The sequence below is a fragment of the Streptomyces sp. NBC_01689 genome, assembly GCF_036250675.1.
Taxonomy (GTDB): domain Bacteria; phylum Actinomycetota; class Actinomycetes; order Streptomycetales; family Streptomycetaceae; genus Streptomyces.
Window position 1 is genome coordinate 7,842,518 of record NZ_CP109592.1, and the last position, 25,714, is coordinate 7,868,231.

The following is a 25,714-nucleotide window of genomic DNA, read 5'->3' on the forward strand; positions in this document are numbered from 1 at the left end:
TCCGTCCGGCCGGGGCGTTCTGTTCGGGGCCCGGTCTCACAGGGGCCTCCCAATTTCCCGGGCTTCTCAGCGGCGGATGCGGGTCATCTTCGGGTCGAAGAGCGGTTCGTCGGCGACGGTGGCCGGGATCTTCTCGCCGAAGTACCCGATGTGCACGCCCGTCCCGGACGGAAGCGGCGGCAGCCAGGCGTAGGCGACGCAGCGGCCCAGGCTGTAGCCGTACGCGGCGCTGGTCACGTACCCCGCGGGGGCCCCGGCGACGAGGACGGGTTCCTTGCCGAGGACCACGGACGCCGGGTCGTCCAGGAGCAGCGGGGTCAGCCTGCGGACGGGCTCCGTCGCCGCGAGGTCCCGCAGCGCCTCCTGGCCGACGAAACCGTCCTTGTCCATACGGACCGCGAAGCCGAGGCCGGCCTCGAACGGGTGGTGCTCGTCGGTCATGTCGGTGCCCCAGGCGCGGTAACCCTTCTCCAGCCGCAGGCTGTTGAAGGCCGACCGGCCGGCCGCGACCACGCCGTGCGCCCGTCCCGCCTCCCACAGGGTGTCCCAGAGTCTGAGCCCCAGATCGGCGGTGGTGTACAGCTCCCAGCCCAGCTCTCCCACGTACGACAGGCGCATCGCCGTCACCGGGACATGGCCCAGGTAGGTCTCCTTCGCGCGGAAGTAGCCGAAGCCCTCGTGCGAGAAGTCGTCCCGGGTCAGCGGCTGGACGAGGTCCCTGGCGAGCGGGCCCCAGACGCCGACGCAGCAGGTGCCGGAGGTGATGTCCCGGATCCGCACGTCGTCGGGGGCGTGCCGGGTCAGCCGGTCGAGGTCGGCGGGGGAGTTGGCGCCCACCTGGAAGCGGTCGGCGGCGAGCCGCGCGACGGTCAGGTCGGAGCGTATGCCGCCCGTCTTGTCGAGGAGCAGGGTGTACGTGACCGCGCCCGGCTTCTTGCGGAGGTTGTTGCTGGTCATGCGCTGCAGGAAGTCGAGGGCGCCGGCGCCGGTGACCTCGAGGCGGCGCAGCGGGGTCATGTCGTACAGCGCGACCCTCTCGCGGGTCGCCCTCGCCTCGGCCGCCGCGACCGGCGACCAGTAGCGCGCCGACCAGGCGTCCCGCGGGGGGAGTTCCGGGCCGTCGAGCAGGTGCGCGTTCGTCTCGTACCAGTGCGGGCGCTCCCAGCCGCCGCCCTCCAGGAAGAAGGCCCCGAGTTCCCGCTGCCGGGCGTGGAACGGGCTGACGCGCAGCGGACGGGGGTCCTCCATGGGCTGCAGCGGGTGGAGGACGTCGTACACCTCGACGAACTGCCGCGCACCGCGCTCATGGACGTAGGCGGGTGAACGCTGCGCGTCCTCGAAGCGTGTCAGGTCGCACTCGTGCAGATCGAGGGAGGCGCGGCCGTCGACCATCCATTCGGCCACGGCCCTCGCGGCCCCCGCGGAATGGGTGACCCAGACGGCCTCGGCCAGCCAGAACCCGCGCAGCGCACGCGACTCGCCGAGCAGCGGCATGCCGTCCGGGGTGAACGAGAAGACCCCGTTGAAGCCCTCCTCGATCTCCGCGTCGCGCAGGGCGGGCAGCAGCCCGCGGCAGTCCTCCCAGCTCGGCGCCCAGTCCTCCGCGGTGAAGGGGTACGAGGACGGCATCACCATGTCGTTCGCGCGCGCCTCGTCGTAGGGGAGGACGCCGAACGGGTCGACGGGAAGCGGCTTGTGGGCGTAACTGCCGATGCCGATGCGGTCGGTGTGCTCCCGGAAGTAGAGGTCGCGGTCCTGGAAACGGAGGATGGGTTTCGAGGCCTCGGCGGTGGCGCCGGCCAGCTCGGGGAGCCGCCCCGTCCTCGCGTACTGGTGGGCGAGCGGCAGCAGGGGTACGTCGACACCGGCCATGCGTCCGATCACCGGGCCCCAGAACCCGGCCGCGGAGACGACGTGGTCGGCCGGGAAGGTGCCGCGGTCGGTGACGACGGCGGTCACCCTGCCGTCCGCACGCTCGATGCCGACGACCGTGTGACGGTCGAGGAACCGGGCCCCCCGCGCGGTGGCGCGCTCCGCCTGGGCGCGGGCCGCGAGCAGCGCGCGGGCCAGACCGTCGTCGGGGGTGTGGAAGCCGCCGAGCACCACCGACGGGTCGATGAGCGGCCACAGTTCCACGCAGCGCGCCGCGTCGACGATCTCGCCGCGCACGCCCCAGGCGGCGGCGTAACCGGCCCTGCGGTGCAGGTCGGCGAGGCGCTCGGGCGTGGTCGCGAGCTCCAGGCCGCCGACCGGGTCGAAGCAGGGGACACCGTCGGCCCGGAGCGAGCCGAACTTCTCCACGGTGTAGCGGGCGAACGCCGTCAGGGTCCTGGAGGGGCTGGTCTGGAAGACCAGGCCCGGCGCGTGCGAGGTGGAGCCGCCCGGGGCGGGCAGCGGGCCCTGTTCGAGAACGGTGACGTCGGTCCAGCCGCGGGCGGTGAGCTCGTCGGCGAGGGAGCAGCCGACGATGCCGGCGCCGATGACGACGACACGGGGACGGGTTGCGGGCGTACTGGACATGCCCCTCCTTGCCGGGCGCGGGTGAGCGGCGGTCAAGCGGATGCGGTGGGCCGGACGGCCCCGGCGGTCAGAGGACCACCACCGAGCGCAGCACCTCCCCCCGCCGCATCTTCGCGAACGCATCCTCCACCTGGTCGATCGCGATGGTCTCGGAGACGAACGCGTTGAGGTCCAGCAGCCCGTACAGGTACTGGTCGATGAGGTACGGGAAGTCCCTGCTCGGCAGGCAGTCCCCGTACCAGGACGACTTCAGCGCCCCGCCGCGCGAGAAGAGGTCGATCAGCGGAAGGTCGATCCTCGCCTCGGGATCGGGGACGCCGACCTGGACGAGCACACCGGCGTGGTCGCGCATGTAGAAGGCCTGCCGGTACGTCTCCGGACGGCCCACCGCGTCGATGGCGATGTCGACTCCGAAACCGCCCGTGAGCTCCCGTACGGCCTCGACCGGGTCGGTGCCGCCCGAGTTCACCGTGTGGGTCGCGCCGAACTTCTCCGCCAGATCGAGCTTCTTGTCGTCGATGTCGACGGCGATGACCTTCATGGCGCCGTTGAGACAGGCACCGGCGATCGCCGCGTTACCGACACCGCCGCAGCCGATGACGGCGACGGTGTCACCGCGGCCCACGTTGCCGGTGTTGACCGCGGCGCCGTATCCGGCCATCACCCCGCAGCCGATCAGGCCCGCGGCCTCCGGGCGCGCGGCCGGGTCGATCTTCACCGCCTGGCCCGCCGCCACCAGGGTCTGCTCGGCGAAGGCACCGATACCGAGGGCGGTGCTGAGCGGAGTGCCGTCGAGGAGCGTCATGGGCTGGGCCGCGTTGCGGGAGTCGAAGCAGTACCAGGGACGGCCGCGGCGGCAGGAGCGGCAGGTTCCGCAGGGCGCGCGCCAGGCGAGGACGACGTAGTCGCCCGGGACCAGATCGGTGACGCCCTCGCCGACGGACTCGATCGTGCCCGCCGCCTCATGACCGAGGAGGAAGGGGAAGCCGTCGGTGATCGCTCCCTCCCGGTAGTGCAGATCCGTGTGGCAGACCCCGCAGGCCTGGACGTCGACGCGCACCTCGCCGGGGCCCGGGTCGGGGACGACGACGGTCCGCACCTCCACCGGTGCGCCCTTCCCGACAGCGACTACGGCACGGACCTCGTGGGGCACGACAAGCTCCTCTGCTGTTGCGCATTGCACTATCGGTTGCGCGATGAGGAACATCTTGAGAACGCCGTCAGCGAGCCGTCAAGGGGTGGGAGTTAACCCTTGGCAAAAGGAGCGGGGTGCCGGAAACCTGACGGACACACAGGGGTGCGGGGGCCCCGCCGGGGTGAGGGGAAGCGCCTGTACGGGGGGAGGGAGGTGCGGCGAGGGAGGGTGCTGAGGGGGGAACTCGGGGTGAGGGGGAGAGCGTGGAGCCGGGAGAGGGCTGGAGCCGGCGGAGGTGCCGTCAGGGGGTGCGTCGGAGCCGGTCAGGCGCCCGCCTGCTCGGCCGGTGGCCGCGCCTGAACCGCTGCGCGGCGAGCGCCGCCGACGGATGCCCCGGCGGCTCTCAGAAGCCGTACCCCATGCGCCGTGACAGCTCGGCCCCGGCGGCCACCGTCCGCTTGGACAGTTCCGGCAGCCGGTCGATGTTCAGCCGGTAGACCGGCCCCGAGACGCTGATCGCCGCGATCACCTTGCCGTCGTGCGCGCGGACCGGCGCGGCCACGGCGGCCAGCCCGAGCTCCAGTTCCTCGACGGTGACGCCGTAGCCCTGCTCGATCACGGCCTCCAACTCGCCGCGCAGGGTGGAGGGACCCGTGATCGTGCGCTCGGTGAAGCGCGGCAGCGACCTCGCGAGCAGACCCTCGCGCAGCGTCGGCGGCATGTGCGCGAGCAGCACCTTTCCGCTGGAGGTGGCGTGCAGCGGGGTGCGCCGGCCCAGCCAGTTCTGCGCGGTGACCGACGCGGTCCCGCGGGCCTGCATGATGTTGACCGCCGCGTCGTCGTCGAGGACCGCGATGTTGACCGTCTCGCCCAGTTCGTCCGCCAGTTCGCGGCAGACCGGGACACCCTCCTGCGAGATGTCCAGACGCACCGCCGCCGCCCCCGCCAGGCGCAGGACGGCGGCCCCCAGGTAGTACTTCCCTCGGTCCTTGGCCTGGGCCACCAGACCGCGGTTCTCCAGGACGCCCAGGAGGCGGAAGGCGGTGGACTTGTGCACGTCCAGTTCCTCGGCGATCTCGGTGACACCGGCCTCGCCGAGCCGGGCGAGGATCTCCAGCACGCTCACGGCCCGGTCCACGGACTGGACGGCGCTGCCCGCGCCCCTGCCGGTCCGCTTCCCGGAAGGACCCTCGACGTGCTCGGCCTGCTTCTGCGTGCGGGTCATGGCTCGACTCCCACCACCTGACAGCCCTGTTTGGGCCGCATCTGCGGGAAGCCCTTGACGTGACGGGATGCCCGCGCGGATTCTGTTGCGCATAGCGCTCCCTCGTGCGCCATGCGAAACATCATGTTACCGAAGCGTCCGGAACCGGAAAGGTGTCCGGACCATCTGGACCAGGAGGTCCCGGACCGAGAGTCCCGGACCGAGAGGGGGGCCCATGATTCCCGTCTGCCGCGTTGCCGACCTCCCCGCGGGTGCGTCCGTCCGTGTCGACACCACCCCGCCCGTGGCCGTGTTCAACGCCGACGGTGAGCTCTACGCCGTCGACGACACCTGTACCCACCAGGACGCCTCCCTCTCCGAAGGCTGGCTGGAGGGCTGTCTCGTGGAGTGCCCGCTGCACGCCGCCTCCTTCGATCTGCGTACGGGACAGCCGACCTGCCTTCCGGCGCGACGCCCCGTCCGCACCCACCGCGTCACCGTCGACGACGGAATGATCCACGTCCATCTGGCGGCGGAGGAGGGCACCGCCGCATGAGGACCGTCACCGTCGTCGGTGCCTCGCTCTCCGGTCTGTACGCCGCCCGGGAACTACGGGCCCAGGGCTTCGACGGCCGTCTGGTGATCGTCGGCGACGAGGTCCACGCGCCGTACGACCGTCCGCCCCTGTCCAAGGACTTCCTCACCGGCCGTACCGACGAGGCCCGGCTCGCCCTGACCGACGCCGAGGAGAGAACCGGCCTCGACGCGGAGTGGCTGCTCGGTGTCCGCGCCCGCGGCCTCGACGCCCGCGGCCGCACCGTCCTCCTCGACGACGGCCGTACGGTCTCCACGGACGGCGTGGTCATCGCCACCGGCGCCTCGGCACGCCGCCTTCCGGGCGACGGCCTCACCGGCGTGCACACCCTGCGCACCCTCGACGACGCCCGCGCCCTGCGTGAGGAACTCGTGCGTGGACCGCGCCGCGTCGTCGTCATCGGCGGCGGTTTCATCGGCGCCGAGACCGCTTCCTCCTGTGCGGGACTCGGCCACGACGTCACCGTCGTCGAGGCCGCCCCGCTGCCTCTCGTCCCCCCTCTCGGTCCTGAAATGGCCGCCGTGCTGGCCGCGTTGCACCGGCGTGGCGGCGTCTCGCTGGTCACCGGCATCGGCGTCGCCGCCCTGCGCGGCGGCGCGGGCCCCGTGAGTCAGGCCGGTGACGCGAGCGGTCCGGAACGTGTCCGGGGCGGTCCGCGGGACCCGGCCGGTCCTCCCGTCACCGGGGTGGAGCTCGCCGACGGCCGGGTCCTGCCCGCGGACGTCGTGATCGTGGGCATCGGCGCCGTCCCCAACACCGGCTGGCTGGCCGGTTCGGCACTGGCCCTGCACGACGGTGTCCTGTGCGACGACGGGTGTGTCACCGGGCTGCCCCAGGTCGTCGCCGTCGGCGACGTCGCCCGCGTCGGAGGCACCCGGGCCGAGCACTGGACGGCCGCCACGGAACAGCCCCGCGTCGCGGTGGGCAACCTGCTCGCCGGACGCACCGTCGGGACCGTGCGCTCCCTGCCCTACTTCTGGTCGGATCAGTACGGCGCGCGCATCCAGTTCGCGGGCCACCGGCAGGGAGCGGACAGCGTTCGGATCGCCGAGGGCTCCGTCGAGGACGGCGCACCCGGTGAGGACGGCCTGCTCGCCCTGTACGAACGCGACGGCCGCACGACCGCCGTGCTCTCCGTCGACCGTCCGCGCCCGTTCATGAGGGAACGGCGTCAACTGGCGCACGACCAGGCCCCGGTGGGACCGGCCACCGCCGCGAACCTCTGAACGGTCCCCCGCCCGTGAGCCCACTCCCGCCCCGGGGACCGGCCTCAGCGTTTCGATGTCACGGGTGCGACAGCCGCCCGGCGCCGGCCCGCCGCTGTATCCGCTCCTGTGCCCGCTGCGAGGAGCGGGCCTGCCGCCGTGCCCGGCGCCGCTCGCGCCGCAGGGCCCGCGCGGTGCTGCTCGGCTCCGACACCACGCCGTTCCGCTGGTTCCACACCTGTCGGGTGACCCAGACGTCGAGGACGGCCCAGGTCGCCGCGACCGTGCTCGCGATGCTGCTCAGGACCATGGGGAAGGCCAGCCAGGATTCCGCCATCGTGCAGAGGAAGGCGGTCACCGCCTGGATCAGTGTCACCGAGATGATCAGGACCGCCCGCACGGCCGCCGTGCGCACCGGGTCCGGCAACCGCCGGCGGCGGGCCGGCTCCTCGATCCACAACGGGCGGTAGTACGCCTGTTCTTCGTGCGCGGCGACGCCCCGGGCCGCCGCACCGCGCCCGCTCGCCGTGGCCCGCGCACCGGCGGGCTCTCCCGTCCCCGCCGCATGCTCGTGTCCGCCGGCCCCTCCCGTCCGCCCCGCGTGCTCGTGCTCGCGGGGTGCCCCGGCGGGGACGCTCCGCCGGGTGTGTTCCTCCGCGACGGACGCGCGGGAACCTCCGTCCCGGGCGCCGGCCTGCCGTCCGATCACAGGCCTCTGCTCCTGACGTACGGCACCCCGCCCGTCGGCCGACTCGGTCGTGACACCTCCGTGTCCGCCCACTCCACCGGATCCCCCCGTCACCACGCGCCCCCCGTCCACCTGGTCGCGCCCGTCCGCCGGGATGTCGCGATCCGGTGCCTGTGCGGTCCCACGCTCCGCCACCGGTGCCGCGACACCGCTCCCGGACGTGCCGTACCGCTCCGCCGTGCCCATCAACTCGTCACTCCCCACCGCCCAGCAGACCACTCGCACGGGTGCCGTACGACACCTGCTCCCCAATGGCCTGCCCGGCTTGCGCTGCTTTACGCCGCCTGGACGCGGCATGCGGCCCCTGTGGCCGATTCCGCCCCCATATCCCGTAGAGAAAGACGAACGGAGTGCCCCGAAGATTCCCCACCGGCGAAAAAATCCGGCCAACCGGCCAAGTTCCCCCGTCCGATGGGATTCGCTCACACGTGCAGGAATCCGGGAGGCAATCTCACCCAATGGACGGACAACTGCGCATCTCCGGTTCCCGGGAGCGCGCCGGTTCCGTGACCTCCACGCCGTACGACCGCTCGGACAGCCCTTCGAGTTACCTGTGAGTCAGTAGTAGGCTCACGCCGTTTGTTGACGCACAGGTGTGCCCCCGGGCCGGAGGGGGCCGAGCTGGGGGAGGCCATGCGCTTTCGCGGGAAGTCCATCCGCCGGAAGATCGTGGCGCTGCTCCTCGTGCCGCTCCTCTCCCTGACGGGTATCTGGGCCTTCGCGACGGTCATCACCGGGCGCGAGGCGAACCAGTTGTTCGACGTGTCCGACGTCGTCGAGAAGATCGGGTACCCCACCGAGGACACCGTCGGCGTCCTCCAGCAGGAACGTCGCCAGACACTCGTCTATCTCGCCGACCCCCGCGCGTCCGACGCGCTCACGGCGCTGCGGCGCAGCCGGACCGCCACCGACCGGGCCGTCGCGAAGGTCCGGGCGAACGCCAAGGGCGGCGGCATGGCCGGGAAGATGGGCTCGGGCACCGCCGGGCGCCTCACCGTCATGCTGGACGCGCTCGACGGCATCGACTCGCTGCGCCGGAGCGTCGAGGAGGGCACCGTCGACCGGGCCCAGGCCCTCGACCTCTACAACCGTCTGGTCGACCCCTGTTACACCCTCGTCTCCAATCTCCACCTGGTCGACAACGTCGACATGGACAAGCAGGGCCGCGCCCTCGTCACCATGGACATGGCCCGCGAACTCCTCTCCCGCGAGGACGCCCTCCTCGGCTCCGCGCTGGTCGCGGGCCGCGTCACCGGCGACGAGAGCCGTGACATCTCCGATCTCGTGGCCCAGCGCACGCTGCTCTACGACGTCAGCCTGCCGCTGCTCCCCGACGCGGAGAGCGAGCGCTTCGAGAGCTACTGGAAGAACGCCGAGACGGCCCCCCTGCGCGTGGCCGAACAGGCCGTCGTCACCTCCCCGCCCGGTTCACCGCACGGCGTCACCGCGAAGAGCTGGGACCGGGCCGCCGGGCAGGTGCTCGACGAACTCGGCCACCTCGACGACTCGGCGCGCGACCGGTACCACGACCGGGTCCGGCCGGTGGCCACCGGAGTCATCGTCAAGGCGGCCGTCGCGGGCGTCCTCGGACTCGTCGCCCTGCTCGTCTCGCTCGTCCTGTCCGTCCGCGTCGGCCGGGGCCTCATCCGCGACCTGGGCCGACTGCGCCTGGAGGCGCACGAGGCCTCCGGCGTCCGGCTGCCCAGCGTGATGCGCCGGCTCTCCGCGGGCGAACAGGTCGACGTCGAGACCGAGGCCCCGCGCCTGGAGTACGACCGGAACGAGATCGGCGAGGTCGGCCAGGCGCTCAACACCCTCCAGCGCGCCGCCGTCGAGGCCGCGGTCAAACAGTCCGAACTGCGCGACGGCGTCTCCGAGGTCTTCGTCAACCTCGCCCGCCGCAGCCAGGTCCTCCTGCACAAGCAACTCACCCTCCTCGACACCATGGAGCGCAGGACCGAGGACACCGACGAACTCGCCGACCTGTTCCGCCTGGACCACCTGACCACGCGCATGCGCCGGCACGCCGAGGGGCTGGTCATCCTCTCCGGCGCCGCCCCTTCCCGGCAGTGGCGCAAGCCCGTTCAGCTCATGGACATCGTCCGCGCCGCCGTCGCCGAGGTGGAGGACTACGAGCGCATCGAGGTCCGCCGGCTGCCCCGTGTCGCCGTCACCGGGCCGGCGGTGGCCGACATCACCCACCTCGTGGCCGAACTCCTCGAGAACGCGACGGTGTTCTCACCCCCGCACACCGCCGTGCAGGTCCTCGGCGAGCGCGTCGCCAACGGCTTCACCCTGGAGATCCACGACCGCGGCCTCGGCATGGCGGCCGAAGCACTCCTCGACGCCAACCTGCGGCTCGCCGAGACCCCCGAGTTCGAGCTCTCCGACACCGACCGGCTCGGTCTCTTCGTCGTCAGCAGGCTCGCCCAGCGGCAGAACGTCCGTGTCTCCCTCCAGCCGTCCCCGTACGGAGGCACGACCGCCATCGTGTTCCTCTCCGACGCGCTGCTCACGGACGACGTCCCGGACACCAACGGGATCGGCTTCCGTCTGGACCGCGCGCTGCCCACGAAGGAGGGCAAGGTCGAGGCGGACCGCAAGGCGGCGCTGTCCGAGGTCCCCGTGCGCCTCCCCGGCCTGCCGGCCTCGATCCTGGACGGGCCGGTCGAACTGGAGGCGCCGGTGGAACTGGACGCCCTCGGCGGATTCCCGGACGCCCTCGACGAGGACACCGGCCAGGACGGTCTGTTCGGGCCGCGCCGCTCCGTCGCCGGCGGACCCGTCGAGCGGCACCAGCCCGCACCGGAGGGACCGGACCGGACGGCCCGCTCCGGAGAGAGCCGTCCCGGCGCCCCCGTGCCGCTGCCGCGCCGCAGGACCCCCAAACTCGTCAGCTCGCACGGCCGTCCCGTGACCCGCACCAGGCCCCGGCGCGGGGAGACGGAGGACCGGACCACCGAGGCCCCGGAGCCCGGCAAGGGCCTGGAACCCGTGGAACTGCTCGGTGTCCCGGGCGCGGCCGAACGCGAGAACGCGAAGCCGTCGGCCGTCCGGCGCGCGGAACACTCCGACACCCCCGCGCGCCGCAAGGGCGACCGTGTCCAGGGCGCGGATCCGCGCTCCGGCGTCCCGGGCCCCCGGTCCGGGACGCCCGGACCCGACCAGGTGGTCCCCGCGCTCCCGAAACGTGTGCGTCGCCCGTCGACGCCGACGGCCGGGACCGGCCCGGGCTCCGCGATCCCCGCTGAAGGGGCCGAACCGGGAACGAACCCCCTGCCGCGCCGTATCCGGCAGACCCATCTGGCCCCGCAGTTGAAGGACGGCCCCGAGCGGCGCGGGGAGCGCGAGGGGACGGACGAGCTCCGCGGCCCGGCTCCGGCCGATCGTGACGCCGAGGAAGTACGCGACCGGATGGCCTCGCTCCAGCGCGGCTGGCGGCGTGGCCGCGAGGAGAACGCCGCGGGCGACCAGGCCCAGGACGGCACAGCACCAGGAACCACGGAGGGGGACGGTCGATGACCGCGCCGAAGACGACAGGGCCCACCGAGACCGGCACGGCGTCGGGAGAGCTCAACTGGCTCCTCGACGATCTGGTGGACCGCGTGGCCAGTATCCGCAAGGCGGTCGTGCTCTCCGGCGACGGCCTGGCCACCGGGGCGTCCAAGGACCTGACCCGCGAGGACAGCGAGCACCTGGCCGCCGTGGCCTCGGGCTTCCACAGCCTGGCCAAGGGCGTCGGACGGCACTTCGAGGCGGGCGGCGTCCGGCAGACAGTCGTCGAGCTGGAGAACGCCTTCCTCTTCGTCACGGCCGCCGGCGACGGCAGCTGCCTCGCCGTCTTCTCGGACGCGGACTCCGACGTGGGGCAGGTCGCCTACGAGATGACCCTTCTGGTGAAGAGGGTCGGCGCACATCTGGCCGCCGCTCCACGCACCGATCTGCCCTCGGGCGGGTAGTGGGACGGCATGAGCGGAGACGGACAGGGAACAAGTCACTGGTTCGACGACGACGCCGGACCAGTGGTCCGGCCCTACGCCATGACGCGCGGCCGCACCACCAGCCCGGCCCAGCACCGCCTCGACCTGATCGCCGTGGTCGTCGCCGAGCCCCGCGCGGACGACGACGAAGCGGACCACAGCCTGTCCCCGGAACACGTGGACATCGTCGAACTCTGCCGCGGCACGCCCCAGTCGGTCGCCGAACTCGCCGCCGAGCTCGACCTCCCGGTCGGAGTGGTGCGGGTCCTGATCGGCGACCTCGTGCACGAGGAAATGGTCCATGTGACACGTCCCGTACCCCCTGCGGAGCTGCCGGACGAGAGCATTCTCCGCGATGTGATCAACGGCCTCCGGGCGCTCTGAGCAGACCGGAAGCGGCCGACGCGGCTGACAGGCCGTGCCGTTCGGGGCGAGCCGGAGCCTCATGTGCCCGGCGTCGCCGCCCGGTTCGACGCCCGCTCCGCGGGCCGGGTGAACCCTGCCGACGGCACGGGCACCGAACTTGGCGGAAGTGCTACGACGGATGTCGGGCCCGGCGCCGTACTCGTCCTCGAAACCCCCCGCGTCGGGGGCCACGGCCCACCGACGCACGACCCCCCACCCGGCAGGAGTAGAGATCGATGATCTTCGGGCGTTCTGAGCGCGGCAAGCCCCCGGTCGAGCCCGTCACGCTCAAGATCCTGGTGGCCGGCGGCTTCGGGGTGGGCAAGACGACCCTGGTCGGCGCGGTCAGCGAGATCAGACCGCTGCGCACCGAGGAGGTGCTCACCGAGGCCGGCCGGCCCGTGGACGACCTCAGCGGTGTCGAGGACAAGCACACCACCACGGTCGCCATGGACTTCGGGCGCATCACGCTCCGCGAGGACCTGGTGCTGTACCTCTTCGGGACGCCCGGACAGGACCGCTTCTGGTTCCTGTGGGACGAGCTGGCGACCGGGGCGCTCGGCGCGATCGTGCTCGCCGACACCCGCCGCCTGGAGGACTGCTTCGCCGCCGTCGACTACTTCGAGCGGCGCTCCATACCGTTCGTGATGGGCGTCAACTGCTTCGAAGGAGTGGCCCGTCACCCGGTCGAGGACGTGCGGCAGGCCCTCGACCTCGACGAGGGCGTACCGCTCGTGCTGTGCGACGCGCGGGACCGGCAGTCGGCCAAGGAGGTCCTCGTCGAGGTCGTCCAGCACGCACTGGCGACGGCGGTCGGCCGACGAGAACCGGTCACGACCTGACGTCCGGCCGCGGCCGTCGCCGAGGGCACGGCCCGTACCCCCGCCGACCGGGGTACGGGCCGTGGTTCCCGTACGCGCGCCTGCGCCGCGGCGGTGGCACGCGCGCGTGGACCTCCCTCGACCTCAACCGACACCGCCGTCAGCCGACGTAGTCGTCAGCCGACACGGTTCTCAGCCGACTTCGTCCGTGTGCCAGCCGAAGCTCTTCTCCACCGCCTTGCGCCAGTTGTGGTACTCGCGATCGCGCACCGAGGACTCCATCGAGGGAGTCCACTCGACGTCCTTCTGCCAGTGCGACTTCAACTCGTCGAGGTCGTTCCACACACCGGTGGCGAGCCCGGCCGCGTAGGCCGCTCCCAGACACGTCGTCTCGGAGACCCTCGGGCGGATCACCGGCACCCCGAGGACATCCGCCTGGTGCTGCATCAGCAGGTTGTTCTTGGTCATGCCGCCGTCCACCTTCAAGGTGGTGATCGGCACCCCGGAGTCCTGGAACATCGCGTCCACGACCTCCCGGGTCTGCCAGCTCGTCGCCTCCAGGACCGCACGCGCGAGGTGCGCCTTCGTGACGTACCGGGTGAGCCCGGTGACGACACCGCGCGCGTCGGAGCGCCAGTAGGGGGCGAACAGGCCGGAGAACGCGGGCACGATGTAGGCGCCGCCGTTGTCGTCGACGCTCGCGGCCAGTGGCTCGATCTCGTCGGCGGTACGGATGATCCCGAGCTGGTCGCGGAACCACTGCACCAGCGCCCCGGTGATCGCGATCGATCCTTCGAGGCAGTAGACGGGCGCCTCGTCGCCGATCTTGTACCCCATGGTGGTGAGCAGCCCGTTCTTCGAGGGGACGGGCCGGCTACCGGTGTTGAGCAGCAGGAAACTGCCCGTCCCGTAGGTGTTCTTGGCGTTCCCCACGTCGTAGCAGGCCTGCCCGAAGACCGCCGCCTGCTGGTCGCCGAGCGCCGATGCCACGGGGACGCCCGCGAGCTGGCCGACGGCGGTGCCGTAGATCTCGGCGGAGGACCTGATCTCGGGCAGCACCGCTTCGGGCACGTTCATCGCGGAGAGGATGGACGGGTCCCACTGGAGGGTCTCCAGGTTCATCAGCATGGTGCGCCCGGCGTTGGTGACGTCGGTGACGTGCCGTCCGCCGTCCGTGCCGCCCGTCAGGTTCCAGATCAGCCAGGAGTCGATGGTGCCGAAGGCGATCTCGCCGCGTTCGGCACGGGCACGCAGTCCGGGCACGTTGTCGAGCAGCCAGGCCGCCTTGGGCCCGGAGAAGTAGCTGGCCAGGGGCAGTCCGGTCTGATCGCGGAAGCGGTCCTGGCCGTCCGGTCCGCCGAGTTCGTGGCAGAGCGCGGAGGTGCGGGTGTCCTGCCAGACGATCGCGTTGTGCACGGGTTTGCCGGTGGCGCGGTCCCACAGCACCGTCGTCTCGCGCTGGTTGGTGATGCCGAGCGCGCTCAGCTGGTCGGCGCGCAGGCCGGCCTTGGCGATGGCGCCGGCCACCACCGCCTGCACCTTGGACCAGATCTCGGTGGCGTCGTGTTCCACCCATCCCGGCTTGGGGAAGATCTGGCGGTGCTCGCGCTGGTCGACGGCGACGATCGCGCCGTTCCGGTCGAAGATGATGCAGCGGCTGGAGGTGGTGCCCTGGTCGATTGCGGCGACGTACTTCTCGGCGTTCTCCGTCATGGCGTCCCCTTCGTCAGAAGGCTGCGTTGTAGATCGCGGCCCCGATGGCGGCGCCCGCGAGCGGGCCGACCACCGGGATCCAGGAGTAGCTCCACTGCGACGTGCCCTTGTGGGGAATCGGCAGCAGGGCGTGGACGATGCGTGGTCCCAGGTCGCGGGCCGGGTTGATGGCGTACCCGGTGGGTCCGCCCAGCGAGAGGCCGATGCCGACGACGAGGAACGCGATCAGCTGCACCGGAAGCCCCGCGTCACCGATGCCCGCCACGTGTCTGTGGCCGCCGACCATGGCCAGAACGGGCAGCACCAGGCCGGCGGTGGCGATGGCCTCGGTGATGAGGTTCTGGACCGGGTTGTCGATCTCGGGCCGGGTCGAGAAGATGCCCAGCGTCTCGATGGCGTGTTCCTCGTCGGCGTTGAGGTTGAACTGGCCGAGGTAGAGGAGCCAGCAGAGCGTGGCCCCGACGGCGGCACCGGCGAACTGCCCCAGGACGTAGAAGGGCACGTCCTCCCACTTGGTCGAGCCCTCGATGGCGAAACCGATGGTCACGGCCGGGTTGAGCTGCCCCCCGGACAGCGGGGCGGCGGTGTACGCGCCGGCCAGCACGCCGAATCCCCATCCGAAGGCGATGACGACCCAGCCGGCGCCCTGCGCCTTGGACTTGTCGAGTGTGACAGCGGCGCAGACGCCCGCGCCGAACAGAATCAGAATCGCTGTACCGATCAACTCGCCGACAAATATGTCGCCGTTGCTCATGGCGGCTCCTAGGCCTCGCCCGGAGCGGACCGCCCCGGGCCACCGTGCAGGGTGCGTTTCCCATGGCTACGTCAGCCGAGGGCAGGGAGGTCCCGCGCCCCGCCCGGCGTCCGTGACGAGCGTGCCGTCGCAGTGGAATCGCCCGTGGGGGACGGCCTTCGGTACAGGTCGGGAACCCGAGCGGCGCGGTGTCCGCAGACGCCCGGATGCGGCGATGCCGACTGACACCCGGAAGTGTTCACCGGTGCCCAGGGGGCGTCAAGGTCGGTGACGGGAACGGTTGAGGGTCGTGAACGAGCCAAGATCCGCACGTCGCAGGAGTCGGTACGGGCCTTCTCGCCGGGCGTTCCGAGGCGTCTGTCACCCGGGCACCGCGCGTCCCATCGCCCTCACCTCACCGGCCGATACGGCGGCTCCGCCCCGGCCTTACACCGTGCCCCGGGGCTTCTCCTTGCCCAGGCGTTTCACCATGCGCTGGGGCTTCACCTTGCCCTGCCGTTTCACCATGCTCCGAGGCTTCACCTTGCCCTGCGGGTTCACCTTCGCCCGGCCCGGCTCAGCCCGACCTCGCTCGGCCCGGCCCGGCTCGGCCGGTCCTGCCCGGCTCAGCCCGCCCGCGCCCGGGCCGCGCCCGAACCGCGGCGGATCTCGCAGCCCGGCAGACCCGGGCGCCCCAGCACCCAGCTCGCCCCGCTCAACGACTTCGCCGCCTGCTTCAGCGGCGCCAGGCACGCCGCGGCCTCCCGGTGGTCGCTCACACTCCCCGGGGCGCACAGGATCGTGGCCAGGGACAGGGTGACGGGCCGTCCACCGGCCGACCAGGGCGCGTCGAGCACGGAACGGGCGAGGGGGTCGAGCGTGTCCGGGGCCGCGAGCACCAGGAAGTCGTCGCCGCCGATGTGGCCCACCCGGGTGGCCCCGGAGGCCGCGAGCTGCAGGGCCCGCCCGACCGCGCGGATCAGTTCGTCGCCCGCGGCGAACCCCGCTCCGTCGTCGACCTGCTTGAAATGGTCGACGTCGAGCCAGCTCAGCGCGAACACGAGACCGTGCGCGATCCGCCGGTCCACCTCCGTGGTGATCACGTCCGAACCGGGCAGCCGCGTCAGCGGGTTGAGCCCCGCGGCCTCCTCGACCCGGCTCTCGGAGAGCGCCCGTACGAGATCGGCCAGGCGTACGACGCCCACGCACCGCCCGTGACGGTCGACCACCGCCACGTCGTCGGACGTACGGTCCCGTTCCCCGTCCGCCACCACGTCGAGGACCTCCCACGCGGTGGCGTCCACGCCGACCGTGCGGGGCGGATCACCGAGCTTGGCGGCCGGGCGGTCGGCGTACAGCGCGTGCCCGAAGGGCCCCGACATCGACAACAGGAAGCGTGACCGGTGCACCGAGCGGACCGGGACCCCGGCGGGGTCCACGAGCAGGACCCCGGACACGTCGGGCGATCCGGTGAGCAGGGCCCGCACCCGGCCCGCGGACGCCGTCACGGGCAGGAGGGCGGCCGGCCGGACGAACTGCAGCACCGAAGGCCCGGGCGGAGGCGTCGGGGCGACACCGGGGGAGAGGACCGGAACGTATACGTCCGCCGCGGGCAGCCGGGCGGGCGGCGCGAACAGGTCGCCCTGCGCCAGCTGGGCGCCCGCCGCCACCGCGGCCGAGCACTGCAGCTCCGTCTCGACGCCCTCCACGGACAACAGCGCGCCCAACTGCTCGCAGAGGGTCCGCATCGCGCGCACCGCCGCGGGGCGCGCCAGCAGGGACACGTCGAGCTTCACCAGCTCGGGCGCGAGATCCGTGAGCAGGCGCAGGGGTACGTCGCCGTCGCCCACGCCGTCCGCGCAGATCCGGAAACCGTGTCCGCGCAGCGCGGCGACGGCTTCCAGCAGCGCGTGCTGCGGCACATGCGTGTACGGCGGCCCGATGTCGACCGTGACCTCCCAAGGGGACCGTCCCGCCGCGCGGACCGCCTCGCGCAGCGCCGCGAGCCCGCCGAGATCGGCCAGGGTCCCGGCGAACACGTTGACGTGCAGGGGCAGCAGCGTCTCCTTGCGGGACGTCGCACGGACCGCCAACGCGGCGAGCCGGCCGTCCAGTTCGGGATCGCGACGGGCTTGGGCCAGGATGTCCCCGGTCTCCGGGCGGGCGAGTATCTCCAGCGCCGTGACCCAGCCGGTCGTCAGGTTGACGACCGGCTGGAAGGCGAAGCGGACGGTGTCCGACCAGGAGGGCACGGCAGCATACTGGCGCCCTCCACGTACGCCCGGGCGCGATTCACGAGCTGTTCACGCGGGATTCCCGAGTCACCACGGAGAGTAGCGAACGTCGCCGGTCAGCGGACGGCGACCACCGACGAACCATGTCCGAACAGTCCTTGGTTCGCGGTGATCCCCACCCGCGCTCCCTCCACCTGGCGATCGCCCGCGCGGCCCCGCAACTGCCAGGTCAGCTCGCACACCTGGGCTATGGCCTGCGCCGGAACGGCTTCGCCGAAGGAGGCCAGCCCGCCACTGGCGTTGACCGGTATCCGGCCGCCGAGCGCCGTGGCACCCTCCCGAAGCAATTTCGCGGCCTCGCCCTCCGCGCACAGCCCGAGGTCCTCGTACCACTGCAACTCCAGGGCCGTGGACAGGTCGTACACCTCGGCCAGTGAGAGGTCCTCCGGTGCGATGCCCGCCTCCTCGTACGCCGCCCGCGCGATCGAGGCGCGGAAGGTGTCCGGCGCGGGCTCCACCGCGACCGCGGAGTCCGTGGCGATGTCCGGGAGGTCCAGCACGGTGCTGGGGTAGCGGGGTGTCACGGTGGACACCGCACGGATGCGCACGGGGTCGGCCGCTCCGTGCCGCCGGGCGAACTCCATGCTGGACAGCACCAGGGCGGCACCGCCGTCGGAGGTGGCGCAGATGTCGAGCAGGCGCAGCGGATCGGCGACGACCGCGGAGCCGGCCACCTCCTCGGCGGTCACCCTCGCGCGGTACCGCGCGTTCGGGTTCAGCGCCCCGCAGGCGGCGTTCTTCACCTTGACCTGGGCGAAGTCCTCCAGGGTGTCTCCGTGCACGGCCATCCGCCTGCGCGCGTACAGCCCGAAGTACGTCGGGTTCGTCGCTCCGAGGACCCGGAACCGCAACCAGTCGGGATCGTCCGGCCGGTCCCCGCCCGCGGGCCGGAAGAACCCCTTGGGCGCCGCGTCCGCGCCCACCACGAGCACCAGGTCGGCGAGACCGGACAGGATCTGCGCCCGTGCGGCGCCGACCGCCTGCGCTCCGGAGGCGCACGCCGCGTACACGCTCGTCACCCGCGCTCCCTGCCAGCCCAGTGCCCTGGCGAAGGTCGCGCCCGCCACGTGCCCGGGATAGCCGCCGCGCACGGTGTCCGCGCCCACGACCGAGTCGACGTCCCGCCAGTCGACCCCCGCGTCGGCCAGCGCGGCGCGGGCCGCCGCGACGCCGTACGGGACGAAGCCGTGTCCCCACTTGCCCCACGGGTGCATGCCCGCGCCGAGCACCGCCACGTCGCCCCTCACGCCGTCACCTCCGCGCCCCGCATGCCCCGCACACCCCTCATACCGTCACCTCCGCCGGCCGCCAGTGCCACGTCGTCCACGTCGTCTCCTCGTCCTCGTTCAGTACGCCTTGGACGACTTCCACCTCCATGCCCACCGCCAGATCGGCGGTCGAGACACCGGGAACCGCCTGGCCGAGGACGACGATCCGCTCGGACTCCAGCTCCACAGCGATCAACGCGCGGGGTTCCCACGAGAGTTCCGGGTCGGTCACATGGGGTGACGGCGGCCGGTACCGGCTGTCCGTGTAGGACCAGACACGACCGCGCCGGGAGAGCGGGACCTCGACCAGGTCCCCGCCGGGGCAGCCGGGATTGCGGCAGAAGACGTCCTCGCGGGGGAAGAATACCGAGGCGCACGCCGAACAGCGCGTACCGAGCAGACGGAACCCGTCCCCGTCCCCGGCGAACCAACCGGCGATCACAGGTGTACGTGTACGCGACAAGACCCCTCCATGGCAGTGGATCTGACGGAACGTCAGAAGTGTGCCACGGGTGCCGCGAATTGGGCAGCGGCGGAGGAGAACCATGCGGGCGCTCCGGGCGTCGGAGTACACGAGGGGCGGCCGGGGCCCACGGGGGTGGTCCCGGCCGCCCCTCGTGCCCTGCTGTGCGCCCGAGGGCGTGCGGTTCCCGGACGACTCCCCGGAGATGGGCTCCCCGTGTCCTCCAGGTCACCGACCTCGGCACGCCGAGCCGGTGCGCCCCTCCCGGGACGGGGCCCCGGCGGACCGGCACGGACCGAGGACGGAGGCGTCTCAGGCGGACGTCCGGTGATCGGCTACAGTCCCGGCGTGTCCGAAACCCCGCACCCACCCGCCGACTTCGCCCCGGGCTCGCACTGTTCGAGTTGCGGAGCACCCTACGAAGAGGGCGTCTCCGGCTGGCCCCGCACCTGCGCCACCTGCGGCACCGTCGCCTACCGCAACCCCCTGCCGGTGGCGGTGGCCCTGCAGCCCGTCCACGACGACCAGGGCACCTCCTTGGTCGTCATCACGCGCACCGTCCCGCCCGCGCGCGGTGGCATCGCGTTGCCCGGAGGCTTCATCGACGACCGGGAGGACTGGCGGCACGCCGTCGTCCGGGAGCTCAGGGAGGAGACGGGCATCGACGCCGCCGCCCGCGAGGTGCGGCTCGCCGACGCGATGAGCTCTCCCGGCGGCCACCTCCTGCTGTTCGGGCTCCTCCCCGAGCGCCCGGTGGCCGACCTGCCCGCCTCCGCCGCCACGGACGAGACCGAGGGCTGGCACCTGCTGCGCCGGCCGGCCGAACTCGCCTTCCCGCTGCACACCCTGGCGGTACGGGGCTGGTTCGAAGGACGGTACTGATCCGAGGGGCGGTACGAGAGGACTCCAGGGGCCCCGCGGGGCCCCTCAGGCCGTTCCGAGACCGCGTATCCGGACGGGCCGCTTCGGGTCGGTCGTCCCGTCGTCCCCCTCCCGCCGGACGACCACGCGCTTCCCCTCCCAGCGCGTCACATAGCGCTCCACCTCCGGCTCGTCCCAGCCGTCACCCTCGTCGGGGACCACGAGCCCCCCACCGGTCCGCCCGCGCGCGGGAGCCCACACCTCCAGCTCCAGACCGCCGTCGTCGCCCCGTACCGGCAGCACGGCACCGGCCCGCGCCAGGACCGGGATCCGCGACAAGGGCGCGTCGAGCAGCACCAGGCCCGGACCCTCGTAGGCCTCCTCGGTGACCGTGTCGTACCAGCGTCCGCGCGGCAGCTGCACCGCCCGCCGGTCCGCCCCCGGGTCCAGCACCGGCGCCACGAGGAGGCAGTCACCGAGCAGGAAGGTGTCCCCGCAGTCGCGCAGCGCCCGGTCCTCGGGCGCGCCCCACCACACCGGACGCACGTACGGCGCCCCGGTACGGGCCGCCAGATGCGCGAGCGTCACGAAGTACGGCAGCAGCCGCCGCCGCTCGACGAGCGCCACGCGCGCGTGCCCCAGGACGTCGGCACCGAATTCCCAGGGCTCCCGGCGCCCCGCCCGCAGACTCGCGTGCGTACGGAACAGCGGGAGATACGCGCCGAGCTGGAACCACCGCAGATACAGCTCCGGCGACGGACTCCCGTCGAAGCCGCCCACGTCCGGCCCCGAGTACGGCACCCCACAGAGACCCAGCCCCAGCACCAACGACAACGACGCCCGCAGTCCGGGCCAGCCCGTGGCCACGTCCCCGGACCAGGTCCCTCCGTAGCGCTGCATTCCGGCCCACCCGGAGCGGGAGAAGAGGAACGGCCGCCCATGGGGCGCCAGCCGGCGCAGACCCTCGTAGGCGGCCCGCGCCATCCCCAGGGCGTACACGTTGTGCGCCTCGCGATGGTCGCCCCCGCGCCCCTCCAGGGAATGCCGCGCCGACCGCGGGAGCGTCGACTCCCCGAAGGCCGTGAACGACGTCGGCTCGTTCATGTCGTGCCAGAACCCGGCGAAGCCCTGTGCGAGCCGCTCCTCGTAGAGATCCCCCCACCACCGCCGCACCCGCGGGTCCGTGAAGTCCGGATGGACCGATTCCCCCGGCCACACGACACCGCGTACGGGCCGGCCCGAGGCGTCCCTCACGAACACGTCCTCGGCGACACCACTGTCGTACACGGCGTTTCCGGGCTCGGCCTTGACGGCGGGGTCCACTATCGACACCAGCCGGACGCCCTCGCGACGCAGATCCGCGGCGAGCGCCGGCAGCTTCGGGAAGCGGTCCCGGTCGACGGTGAACACCTGGTGCGCGTCGTAGTGGTCGATGTCCAGATGGACCGCGTCGAGCGGCAGATCGCGCTCCCGGTAGCCCGCGACGATCCGCCGCACCTCCTCCTCGCTGCCGAAGCCCCAGCGCGCGTGGTGGTGCCCCAGCGCCCAGGAGGGCGGCACCGCGGGCGCGCCCGCCAGCGACGCCCAGGCGTGCAGCACGCGCGCGGGGGTGCCCACCATCACCCAGCAGCGCAGCGGGCCGCCGTCCATCCGCAGTTCGCACGTCCCGTCCCGGTCGTGTCCGGAGCCCGCGCCCTCCTCGCCCTCGCGCAGGGTCACCGTCCCGTCCCACGAGGTGTCGTGGAACACGAGATGGGCGGCCGCGTCCGCGACCACCAGATGCACGGGCATGGTGATGTACAGCGGATCGTCGCCGGGCCCGAAGGCATGCCCGGGATCCGTGTTCCACAACCGGTACACGCCTTCGCGCAGCCGGGGACCCGCCGCACGGCCGCCCAGACCGAAGAACCGCGCGTCGGCCGCCACCTCCGAACGCTGCATCCAGCGCGCCGTCCCCCCGCCGACCGGCTCCCACCAGCGCGGCGGCAGATCACGGCGCAGGACCACCCCGCCAGGGGTACGCACCTCGACGGCGCCGTGCCGCGAGACGGCGACCGTCACCCGCTCGGCCACCACCCGCCACCCGCCGTCCTTGTCGGGCTCCAGCACGGCCCGCGGATCCGGCTCGGGAGAACGGCCGGCGAGACCGTACGACGGCTCCGGACCGGCGCCGTCCCAGCCCCAGAACACCGCGCCGCTCACCGCGACCATGATCAGCAGTTCGGACCGGGCGAACCGTACGACACCACCGCCCGGACCCGGTTCCACGGACTGGACCGGACCCGGCACCCGCGCCCGCTCGGCTCCCCGCCGCGGCAGCCCGGCGGCATCGGCGCGCCGCCTGCGCCATGCGGCCCGTACGGTCCGCAACCCTTGGGCCGCCCCCGCCGAACCCACAGCCTTCACCGAACGCACCAGGTCACGACCATCCATGCTGCTCACCCTGCCATTGCCTCCACCGAACGGGTGAGTCGTTCAACTTCCGTTCACCCGTGGTGAGGGCACATCTTCACGTCGCCGACTATGTGCGGCGCGCCCTGGTGTTGAAGTCGATCACATGGCATCGTCCGTGTCAGCCGCGCGACGCGCACACCCCCGCTCGTGCGCGACCGACGCACACGACGCGCACAGTCCGGGAGCCGCCCCATGTCCACCGTGAACCCCTCACCGCTCTGGCAGCCCACTCCAGAGCGCATCGCCCATGCACGGATCACGAAATTCCAGGCCTGGGCGGCCGAGCATCACGGAGCACCGGCCCACGGCGGCTACGCGGCTCTGCACCGCTGGTCCGTGGACGAACTGGACACGTTCTGGAAAGCCGTCACCGAGTGGTTCGACGTCCGCTTCTCGACGCCCTACGCGCGCGTGCTCGGCGACCGGTCGATGCCCGGCGCCGAATGGTTCCCCGGAGCGACCCTCAACTACGCCGAACACGCCCTCCGCGCGGCCGGGACCCGAGCGGACGAACCCGCCCTCCTGTACGTCGACGAGACCCACGAGCCGACCCCCGTCAGCTGGTCCGAACTCCGCCGCCAGGTCGGCTCCCTGGCCGCCGAGCTGCGCGCCCTCGGTGTGCGGCCGGGCGACCGCGTCAGCGGCTACCTCCCGAACGTCCCGCAGGCCGTGATCGCCCTGCTCGCCACGGCGGCCGTGGGCGCGGTGTGGACCTCCTGCGCCCCCGACTTCGGAGCCCGCAGCGTCCTCGACCGCTTCCAGCAGGTCGAACCCGTCGTGCTGTTCACGGTCGACGGCTACCGCTACGGAGGCAAGGAGCACGACCGCCGCGACGTGGTCGCCCAGCTGCGCGGCGAACTGCCCACCCTGCGGGCCGTCGTCCACATCCCCCTGCTCGGCACCGAGGCCCCCGAAGGCGCCCTGGACTGGTCCACGCTCACCTCCGCGGACGTCGACCCGGTCTTCGAACCGGTGCCGTTCGACCACCCCTTGTGGGTGCTCTACTCCTCGGGTACGACCGGCCTGCCCAAGGCCATCGTCCAGTCCCAGGGCGGCATCCTCGTCGAGCACCTCAAGCAGCTCGGGCTCCACTGCGACCTGGGCACCGAGGACCGCTTCTTCTGGTACACGTCCACCGGCTGGATGATGTGGAACTTCCTCGTCTCCGGCCTGCTCACGGGCACCACGATCGTCCTGTACGACGGCAGTCCCGGCCACCCGGACACCGGCGCCCAGTGGCGCATCGCCGAACGCACCGGGGCGACGCTCTTCGGGACCTCCGCCGCGTACGTGATGGCCTGCCGCAAGGCGGACGTGCATCCCTCGCGCGACGCCGACCTCACGCGCGTGCGATGCGTCGCGACCACCGGGTCGCCCCTCCCGCCCGACGGCTTCCGCTGGCTGCACGACGAGGTGTCGGAGGACCTCTGGATCGCCTCCGTCAGCGGAGGGACCGACGTGTGCTCCTGTTTCGCGGGAGCGGTGCCCACCCTCCCCGTGTACATCGGCGAACTCCAGGCGGCGGGCCTCGGCACCGACCTCCAGTCCTGGGACGCGATCGGCAGACCCGTCATCGACGAGGTCGGTGAGCTCGTGGTCACCAACCCGATGCCCTCCATGCCCGTCCGCTTCTGGAACGACCCCGACGGCAGCCGCTACCACGACAGCTACTTCGACACCTATCCCGGAGTCTGGCGGCACGGGGACTGGATCACCGTCACCTCACGGGACTCCGTCGTCATCCACGGCCGCTCCGACTCCACGCTCAACCGCCAGGGCGTGCGCATGGGGTCGGCCGACATCTACGAAGCCGTCGAACGCCTGCCCGAGATCAAGGAGTCGCTCGTCATCGGGGTCGAACAGCCCGACGGCGGCTACTGGATGCCCCTCTTCGTCCACCTCGCCCCCGGAGCGGAGCTCGACGCAGCACTGCTGGACCGCATCAAACGGACCATCCGCGAACAGCTCTCCCCGCGCCACGTCCCCGACGAGGTGATCGAGGTCCCGGGCATCCCGCACACCCTCACCGGCAAACGCATCGAGGTCCCGGTCAAACGCCTGCTGCAGGGCACCCCTCTGGACAAGGCGGTCAACGCCGGCTCCGTGGACGACGTGGAACTGCTCAAGTTCTACGAGCGGTTGGCCCGCGAACGCGGCTGACCGCCCGCCGAGGCCGTCCGGCCCGGACGGCCTCGGACCCACCCCTCTGACCGCCCAGCTTCGATCACTCCCCGCCACCGAACCCGCCGAGCCCCACCCGCCGACCGCACGGTCCCCGCGTAAAAGCCCGCTGTGAGCTGCTGCTTCTCCCACCGGCCGGCCCGCGAGCGCCCCACCCGCGAGCCGTTGTCAGTGCCGCTGGTTACTGTGAGTGAGCATTGATCGACCGCGCACAGGGGGAAACGATGGCGCACACCGAACACCACACCATGCGACGCGTCCTGCGCCGCGAGATCGCCGGCACGATCGGTCTGCTGACCGACGCGCACGACTTCACGGCGATGCGGCGCTACCGCACCTTCACCTTCGACGACCACACGGCCTACCTCCAGCAGGTGGAGTCCCTGCTGCGGTCCCTCGCGGCCGGGGGCAGCCACACCACGGTGGCACTCTTCGACCCCGAGGAGTACGCGGAGTTCTGCGCCCGCCACGGCCTGGAACCCGACACCGCCGCCAGCCGTACGCGTTTCACCGCCGAACTGGCCGCCACCGGATCCACCGTCCCCTACCAGGGCCAGCCCCTCGCCGAACTCGTCCCGGACCTGATCGACGAGGCCGTCCGCAAGGCGACCTGGGAGTACGCGACGACGCTCCTGGCCCGCGTCGGCACCTGTGCCTCCTGCGGCGAGGACATCGGACGCGTGTCCTTCACCCGCGCCTCGCACCTCCTCGCCCGGGTCCTCGACACCGCGGGCCCCGGCGAGCGCCATCTCGTCTGCAGCGTCTCGACGGCGCCCGAACCACTCGTCGCCGCACTCCGGGCGGACGACGACGCGGAGGGCATCGCCCGTCTGGACGAAGCGGAAGCCCTGGAGTTCACCACGGTCCTCGCCCTCGGCATCGCCACCCGGAGCGCGGGCGGCGTCGTCATGCGCACGACCGCCCCCGGCACCACCGACCGCGTCTACGGATGGCGTCTGCGGGGCGACGGCCTCGACCCCCTCACCGCCGGCGAGGTCTTCGACGCCTACTGCACCGACGTCGCGTCCGGGGACCTCGTCCCACCGGAGTCGGGCGTCGACTACTGCGTACCCCCCGACCTCGGACCCGAAGGAAGGACGACCGACCACACCCACTGAACGCGAAGGGGCGCCC

19 protein-coding genes are annotated in these 25,714 nt (G+C 72.4%); 9 read left to right on the forward strand and 10 right to left on the reverse strand.

Translation table 11 applies throughout. The features are described from left to right. Positions 1–66: 66 nt before the first annotated feature. From OG776_RS33620 to OG776_RS33630, 3 genes are all read right to left on the reverse strand, one after another. The gene (locus OG776_RS33620; RefSeq protein ID WP_329323011.1) at positions 67–2,520 is read right to left on the reverse strand and encodes a GcvT family protein; all 2,454 of its coding nucleotides are present in this window, start codon (positions 2,518–2,520) and stop codon (positions 67–69) included. A gap of 67 nt (positions 2,521–2,587) precedes the next feature. After that, complete coding sequence (locus OG776_RS33625) at positions 2,588–3,673, reverse strand: S-(hydroxymethyl)mycothiol dehydrogenase (RefSeq protein ID WP_148012767.1); 1,086 nt, start codon at positions 3,671–3,673, stop codon at positions 2,588–2,590. Positions 3,674–4,058: 385 nt separating this feature from the next. Then, positions 4,059–4,880, reverse strand: coding sequence for an IclR family transcriptional regulator (locus OG776_RS33630; protein WP_261994410.1), 822 nt, complete (start codon positions 4,878–4,880; stop codon positions 4,059–4,061). 214 nt (positions 4,881–5,094) lie between these two features. On the opposite strand from OG776_RS33630, the gene OG776_RS33635 reads away from it, so the two are divergent. Both OG776_RS33635 and OG776_RS33640 read left to right on the forward strand, forming a co-directional pair. Continuing rightward, complete coding sequence (locus tag OG776_RS33635; RefSeq protein ID WP_148007897.1) at positions 5,095–5,415, forward strand: bifunctional 3-phenylpropionate/cinnamic acid dioxygenase ferredoxin subunit; 321 nt, start codon at positions 5,095–5,097, stop codon at positions 5,413–5,415. Then, complete coding sequence (locus OG776_RS33640) at positions 5,412–6,680, forward strand: NAD(P)/FAD-dependent oxidoreductase (protein WP_148007898.1); 1,269 nt, start codon at positions 5,412–5,414, stop codon at positions 6,678–6,680. Before OG776_RS33635 ends, OG776_RS33640 begins: the two co-directional genes overlap by 4 nt. A 58-nt stretch (positions 6,681–6,738) precedes the next feature. Here OG776_RS33640 and OG776_RS33645 read toward each other — a convergent pair whose 3' ends face one another. Beyond that, on the reverse strand, positions 6,739–7,368 hold the full coding sequence (locus OG776_RS33645; RefSeq protein WP_261994411.1) for a hypothetical protein: 630 nt from the start codon (positions 7,366–7,368) through the stop codon (positions 6,739–6,741). A 672-nt stretch (positions 7,369–8,040) separates the two neighbouring features. Between OG776_RS33645 and OG776_RS33650 the strand changes: the two genes are divergently transcribed. From OG776_RS33650 to OG776_RS33665, 4 genes are all read left to right on the forward strand, one after another. Then, positions 8,041–10,929: a nitrate- and nitrite sensing domain-containing protein gene (locus OG776_RS33650; RefSeq protein WP_329326569.1), complete on the forward strand. Its 2,889-nt coding sequence runs from the start codon at positions 8,041–8,043 to the stop codon at positions 10,927–10,929. Further along, positions 10,926–11,366: a roadblock/LC7 domain-containing protein gene (locus OG776_RS33655; protein WP_148007900.1), complete on the forward strand. Its 441-nt coding sequence runs from the start codon at positions 10,926–10,928 to the stop codon at positions 11,364–11,366. Before OG776_RS33650 ends, OG776_RS33655 begins: the two co-directional genes overlap by 4 nt. 9 nt (positions 11,367–11,375) lie before the next feature. Next, positions 11,376–11,771, forward strand: coding sequence for a DUF742 domain-containing protein (locus tag OG776_RS33660; protein WP_148007901.1), 396 nt, complete (start codon positions 11,376–11,378; stop codon positions 11,769–11,771). 257 nt (positions 11,772–12,028) lie between these two features. Then, positions 12,029–12,634, forward strand: a complete 606-nt coding sequence (locus tag OG776_RS33665; RefSeq protein WP_329323013.1) for a GTP-binding protein — start codon at positions 12,029–12,031, stop codon at positions 12,632–12,634. Positions 12,635–12,805: 171 nt separating this feature from the next. Here the strand turns inward: OG776_RS33665 and glpK are convergent, their stop codons facing one another. The 5 genes from glpK to OG776_RS33690 form a co-directional block, all read right to left on the reverse strand. Next, positions 12,806–14,326: a glycerol kinase GlpK gene (gene glpK, locus OG776_RS33670; protein ID WP_148007903.1), complete on the reverse strand. Its 1,521-nt coding sequence runs from the start codon at positions 14,324–14,326 to the stop codon at positions 12,806–12,808. Between the two features lie 13 nt (positions 14,327–14,339). After that, complete coding sequence (locus OG776_RS33675) at positions 14,340–15,080, reverse strand: MIP/aquaporin family protein (RefSeq protein WP_148007904.1); 741 nt, start codon at positions 15,078–15,080, stop codon at positions 14,340–14,342. Positions 15,081–15,685: 605 nt separating this feature from the next. After that, positions 15,686–17,311 carry an EAL domain-containing protein gene (locus tag OG776_RS33680; RefSeq protein ID WP_329323014.1) on the reverse strand — a complete coding sequence of 542 codons (1,626 nt, stop codon included), beginning with the start codon at positions 17,309–17,311 and terminating at the stop codon, positions 15,686–15,688. 98 nt (positions 17,312–17,409) lie between these two features. Continuing rightward, entirely contained in the window at positions 17,410–18,600 is a 1,191-nt protein-coding gene (locus OG776_RS33685; RefSeq protein ID WP_329323015.1) for a lipid-transfer protein, read from the reverse strand. 37 nt (positions 18,601–18,637) lie between these two features. Continuing rightward, complete coding sequence (locus OG776_RS33690) at positions 18,638–19,063, reverse strand: Zn-ribbon domain-containing OB-fold protein (RefSeq protein WP_329323795.1); 426 nt, start codon at positions 19,061–19,063, stop codon at positions 18,638–18,640. A 369-nt stretch (positions 19,064–19,432) separates the two neighbouring features. Between OG776_RS33690 and OG776_RS33695 the strand changes: the two genes are divergently transcribed. Next, the gene (locus tag OG776_RS33695) at positions 19,433–19,966 is read left to right on the forward strand and encodes an NUDIX domain-containing protein (RefSeq protein ID WP_329323016.1); all 534 of its coding nucleotides are present in this window, start codon (positions 19,433–19,435) and stop codon (positions 19,964–19,966) included. Positions 19,967–20,011: 45 nt separating this feature from the next. On the opposite strand, the gene OG776_RS33700 is transcribed toward OG776_RS33695, so the two are convergent. After that, positions 20,012–22,378 carry a glycoside hydrolase family 31 protein gene (locus tag OG776_RS33700; RefSeq protein WP_148007908.1) on the reverse strand — a complete coding sequence of 789 codons (2,367 nt, stop codon included), beginning with the start codon at positions 22,376–22,378 and terminating at the stop codon, positions 20,012–20,014. 213 nt (positions 22,379–22,591) lie between these two features. Between OG776_RS33700 and OG776_RS33705 the strand changes: the two genes are divergently transcribed. Continuing rightward, complete coding sequence (locus OG776_RS33705) at positions 22,592–24,559, forward strand: acetoacetate--CoA ligase (RefSeq protein ID WP_148007909.1); 1,968 nt, start codon at positions 22,592–22,594, stop codon at positions 24,557–24,559. Between the two features lie 245 nt (positions 24,560–24,804). Next, positions 24,805–25,698, forward strand: a complete 894-nt coding sequence (locus OG776_RS33710) for a hypothetical protein (protein WP_148007910.1) — start codon at positions 24,805–24,807, stop codon at positions 25,696–25,698. Positions 25,699–25,714 lie beyond the last annotated feature (16 nt).

Coding starts and splice junctions, on each gene's coding strand:
- OG776_RS33620 (WP_329323011.1), bottom strand. CDS start 2,520: ATGTCCAGTACGCCCGCAACCCGTCCCCGTGTCGTCGTCATCGGCGCC.
- OG776_RS33630 (WP_261994410.1), bottom strand. CDS start 4,880: ATGACCCGCACGCAGAAGCAGGCCGAGCACGTCGAGGGTCCTTCCGGG.
- OG776_RS33635 (WP_148007897.1), top strand. CDS start 5,095: ATGATTCCCGTCTGCCGCGTTGCCGACCTCCCCGCGGGTGCGTCCGTC.
- OG776_RS33640 (WP_148007898.1), top strand. CDS start 5,412: ATGAGGACCGTCACCGTCGTCGGTGCCTCGCTCTCCGGTCTGTACGCC.
- OG776_RS33650 (WP_329326569.1), top strand. CDS start 8,041: ATGCGCTTTCGCGGGAAGTCCATCCGCCGGAAGATCGTGGCGCTGCTC.
- OG776_RS33655 (WP_148007900.1), top strand. CDS start 10,926: ATGACCGCGCCGAAGACGACAGGGCCCACCGAGACCGGCACGGCGTCG.
- OG776_RS33660 (WP_148007901.1), top strand. CDS start 11,376: ATGAGCGGAGACGGACAGGGAACAAGTCACTGGTTCGACGACGACGCC.
- OG776_RS33665 (WP_329323013.1), top strand. CDS start 12,029: ATGATCTTCGGGCGTTCTGAGCGCGGCAAGCCCCCGGTCGAGCCCGTC.
- glpK (WP_148007903.1), bottom strand. CDS start 14,326: ATGACGGAGAACGCCGAGAAGTACGTCGCCGCAATCGACCAGGGCACC.
- OG776_RS33675 (WP_148007904.1), bottom strand. CDS start 15,080: ATGAGCAACGGCGACATATTTGTCGGCGAGTTGATCGGTACAGCGATT.
- OG776_RS33700 (WP_148007908.1), bottom strand. CDS start 22,378: ATGGATGGTCGTGACCTGGTGCGTTCGGTGAAGGCTGTGGGTTCGGCG.
- OG776_RS33705 (WP_148007909.1), top strand. CDS start 22,592: ATGTCCACCGTGAACCCCTCACCGCTCTGGCAGCCCACTCCAGAGCGC.
- OG776_RS33710 (WP_148007910.1), top strand. CDS start 24,805: ATGGCGCACACCGAACACCACACCATGCGACGCGTCCTGCGCCGCGAG.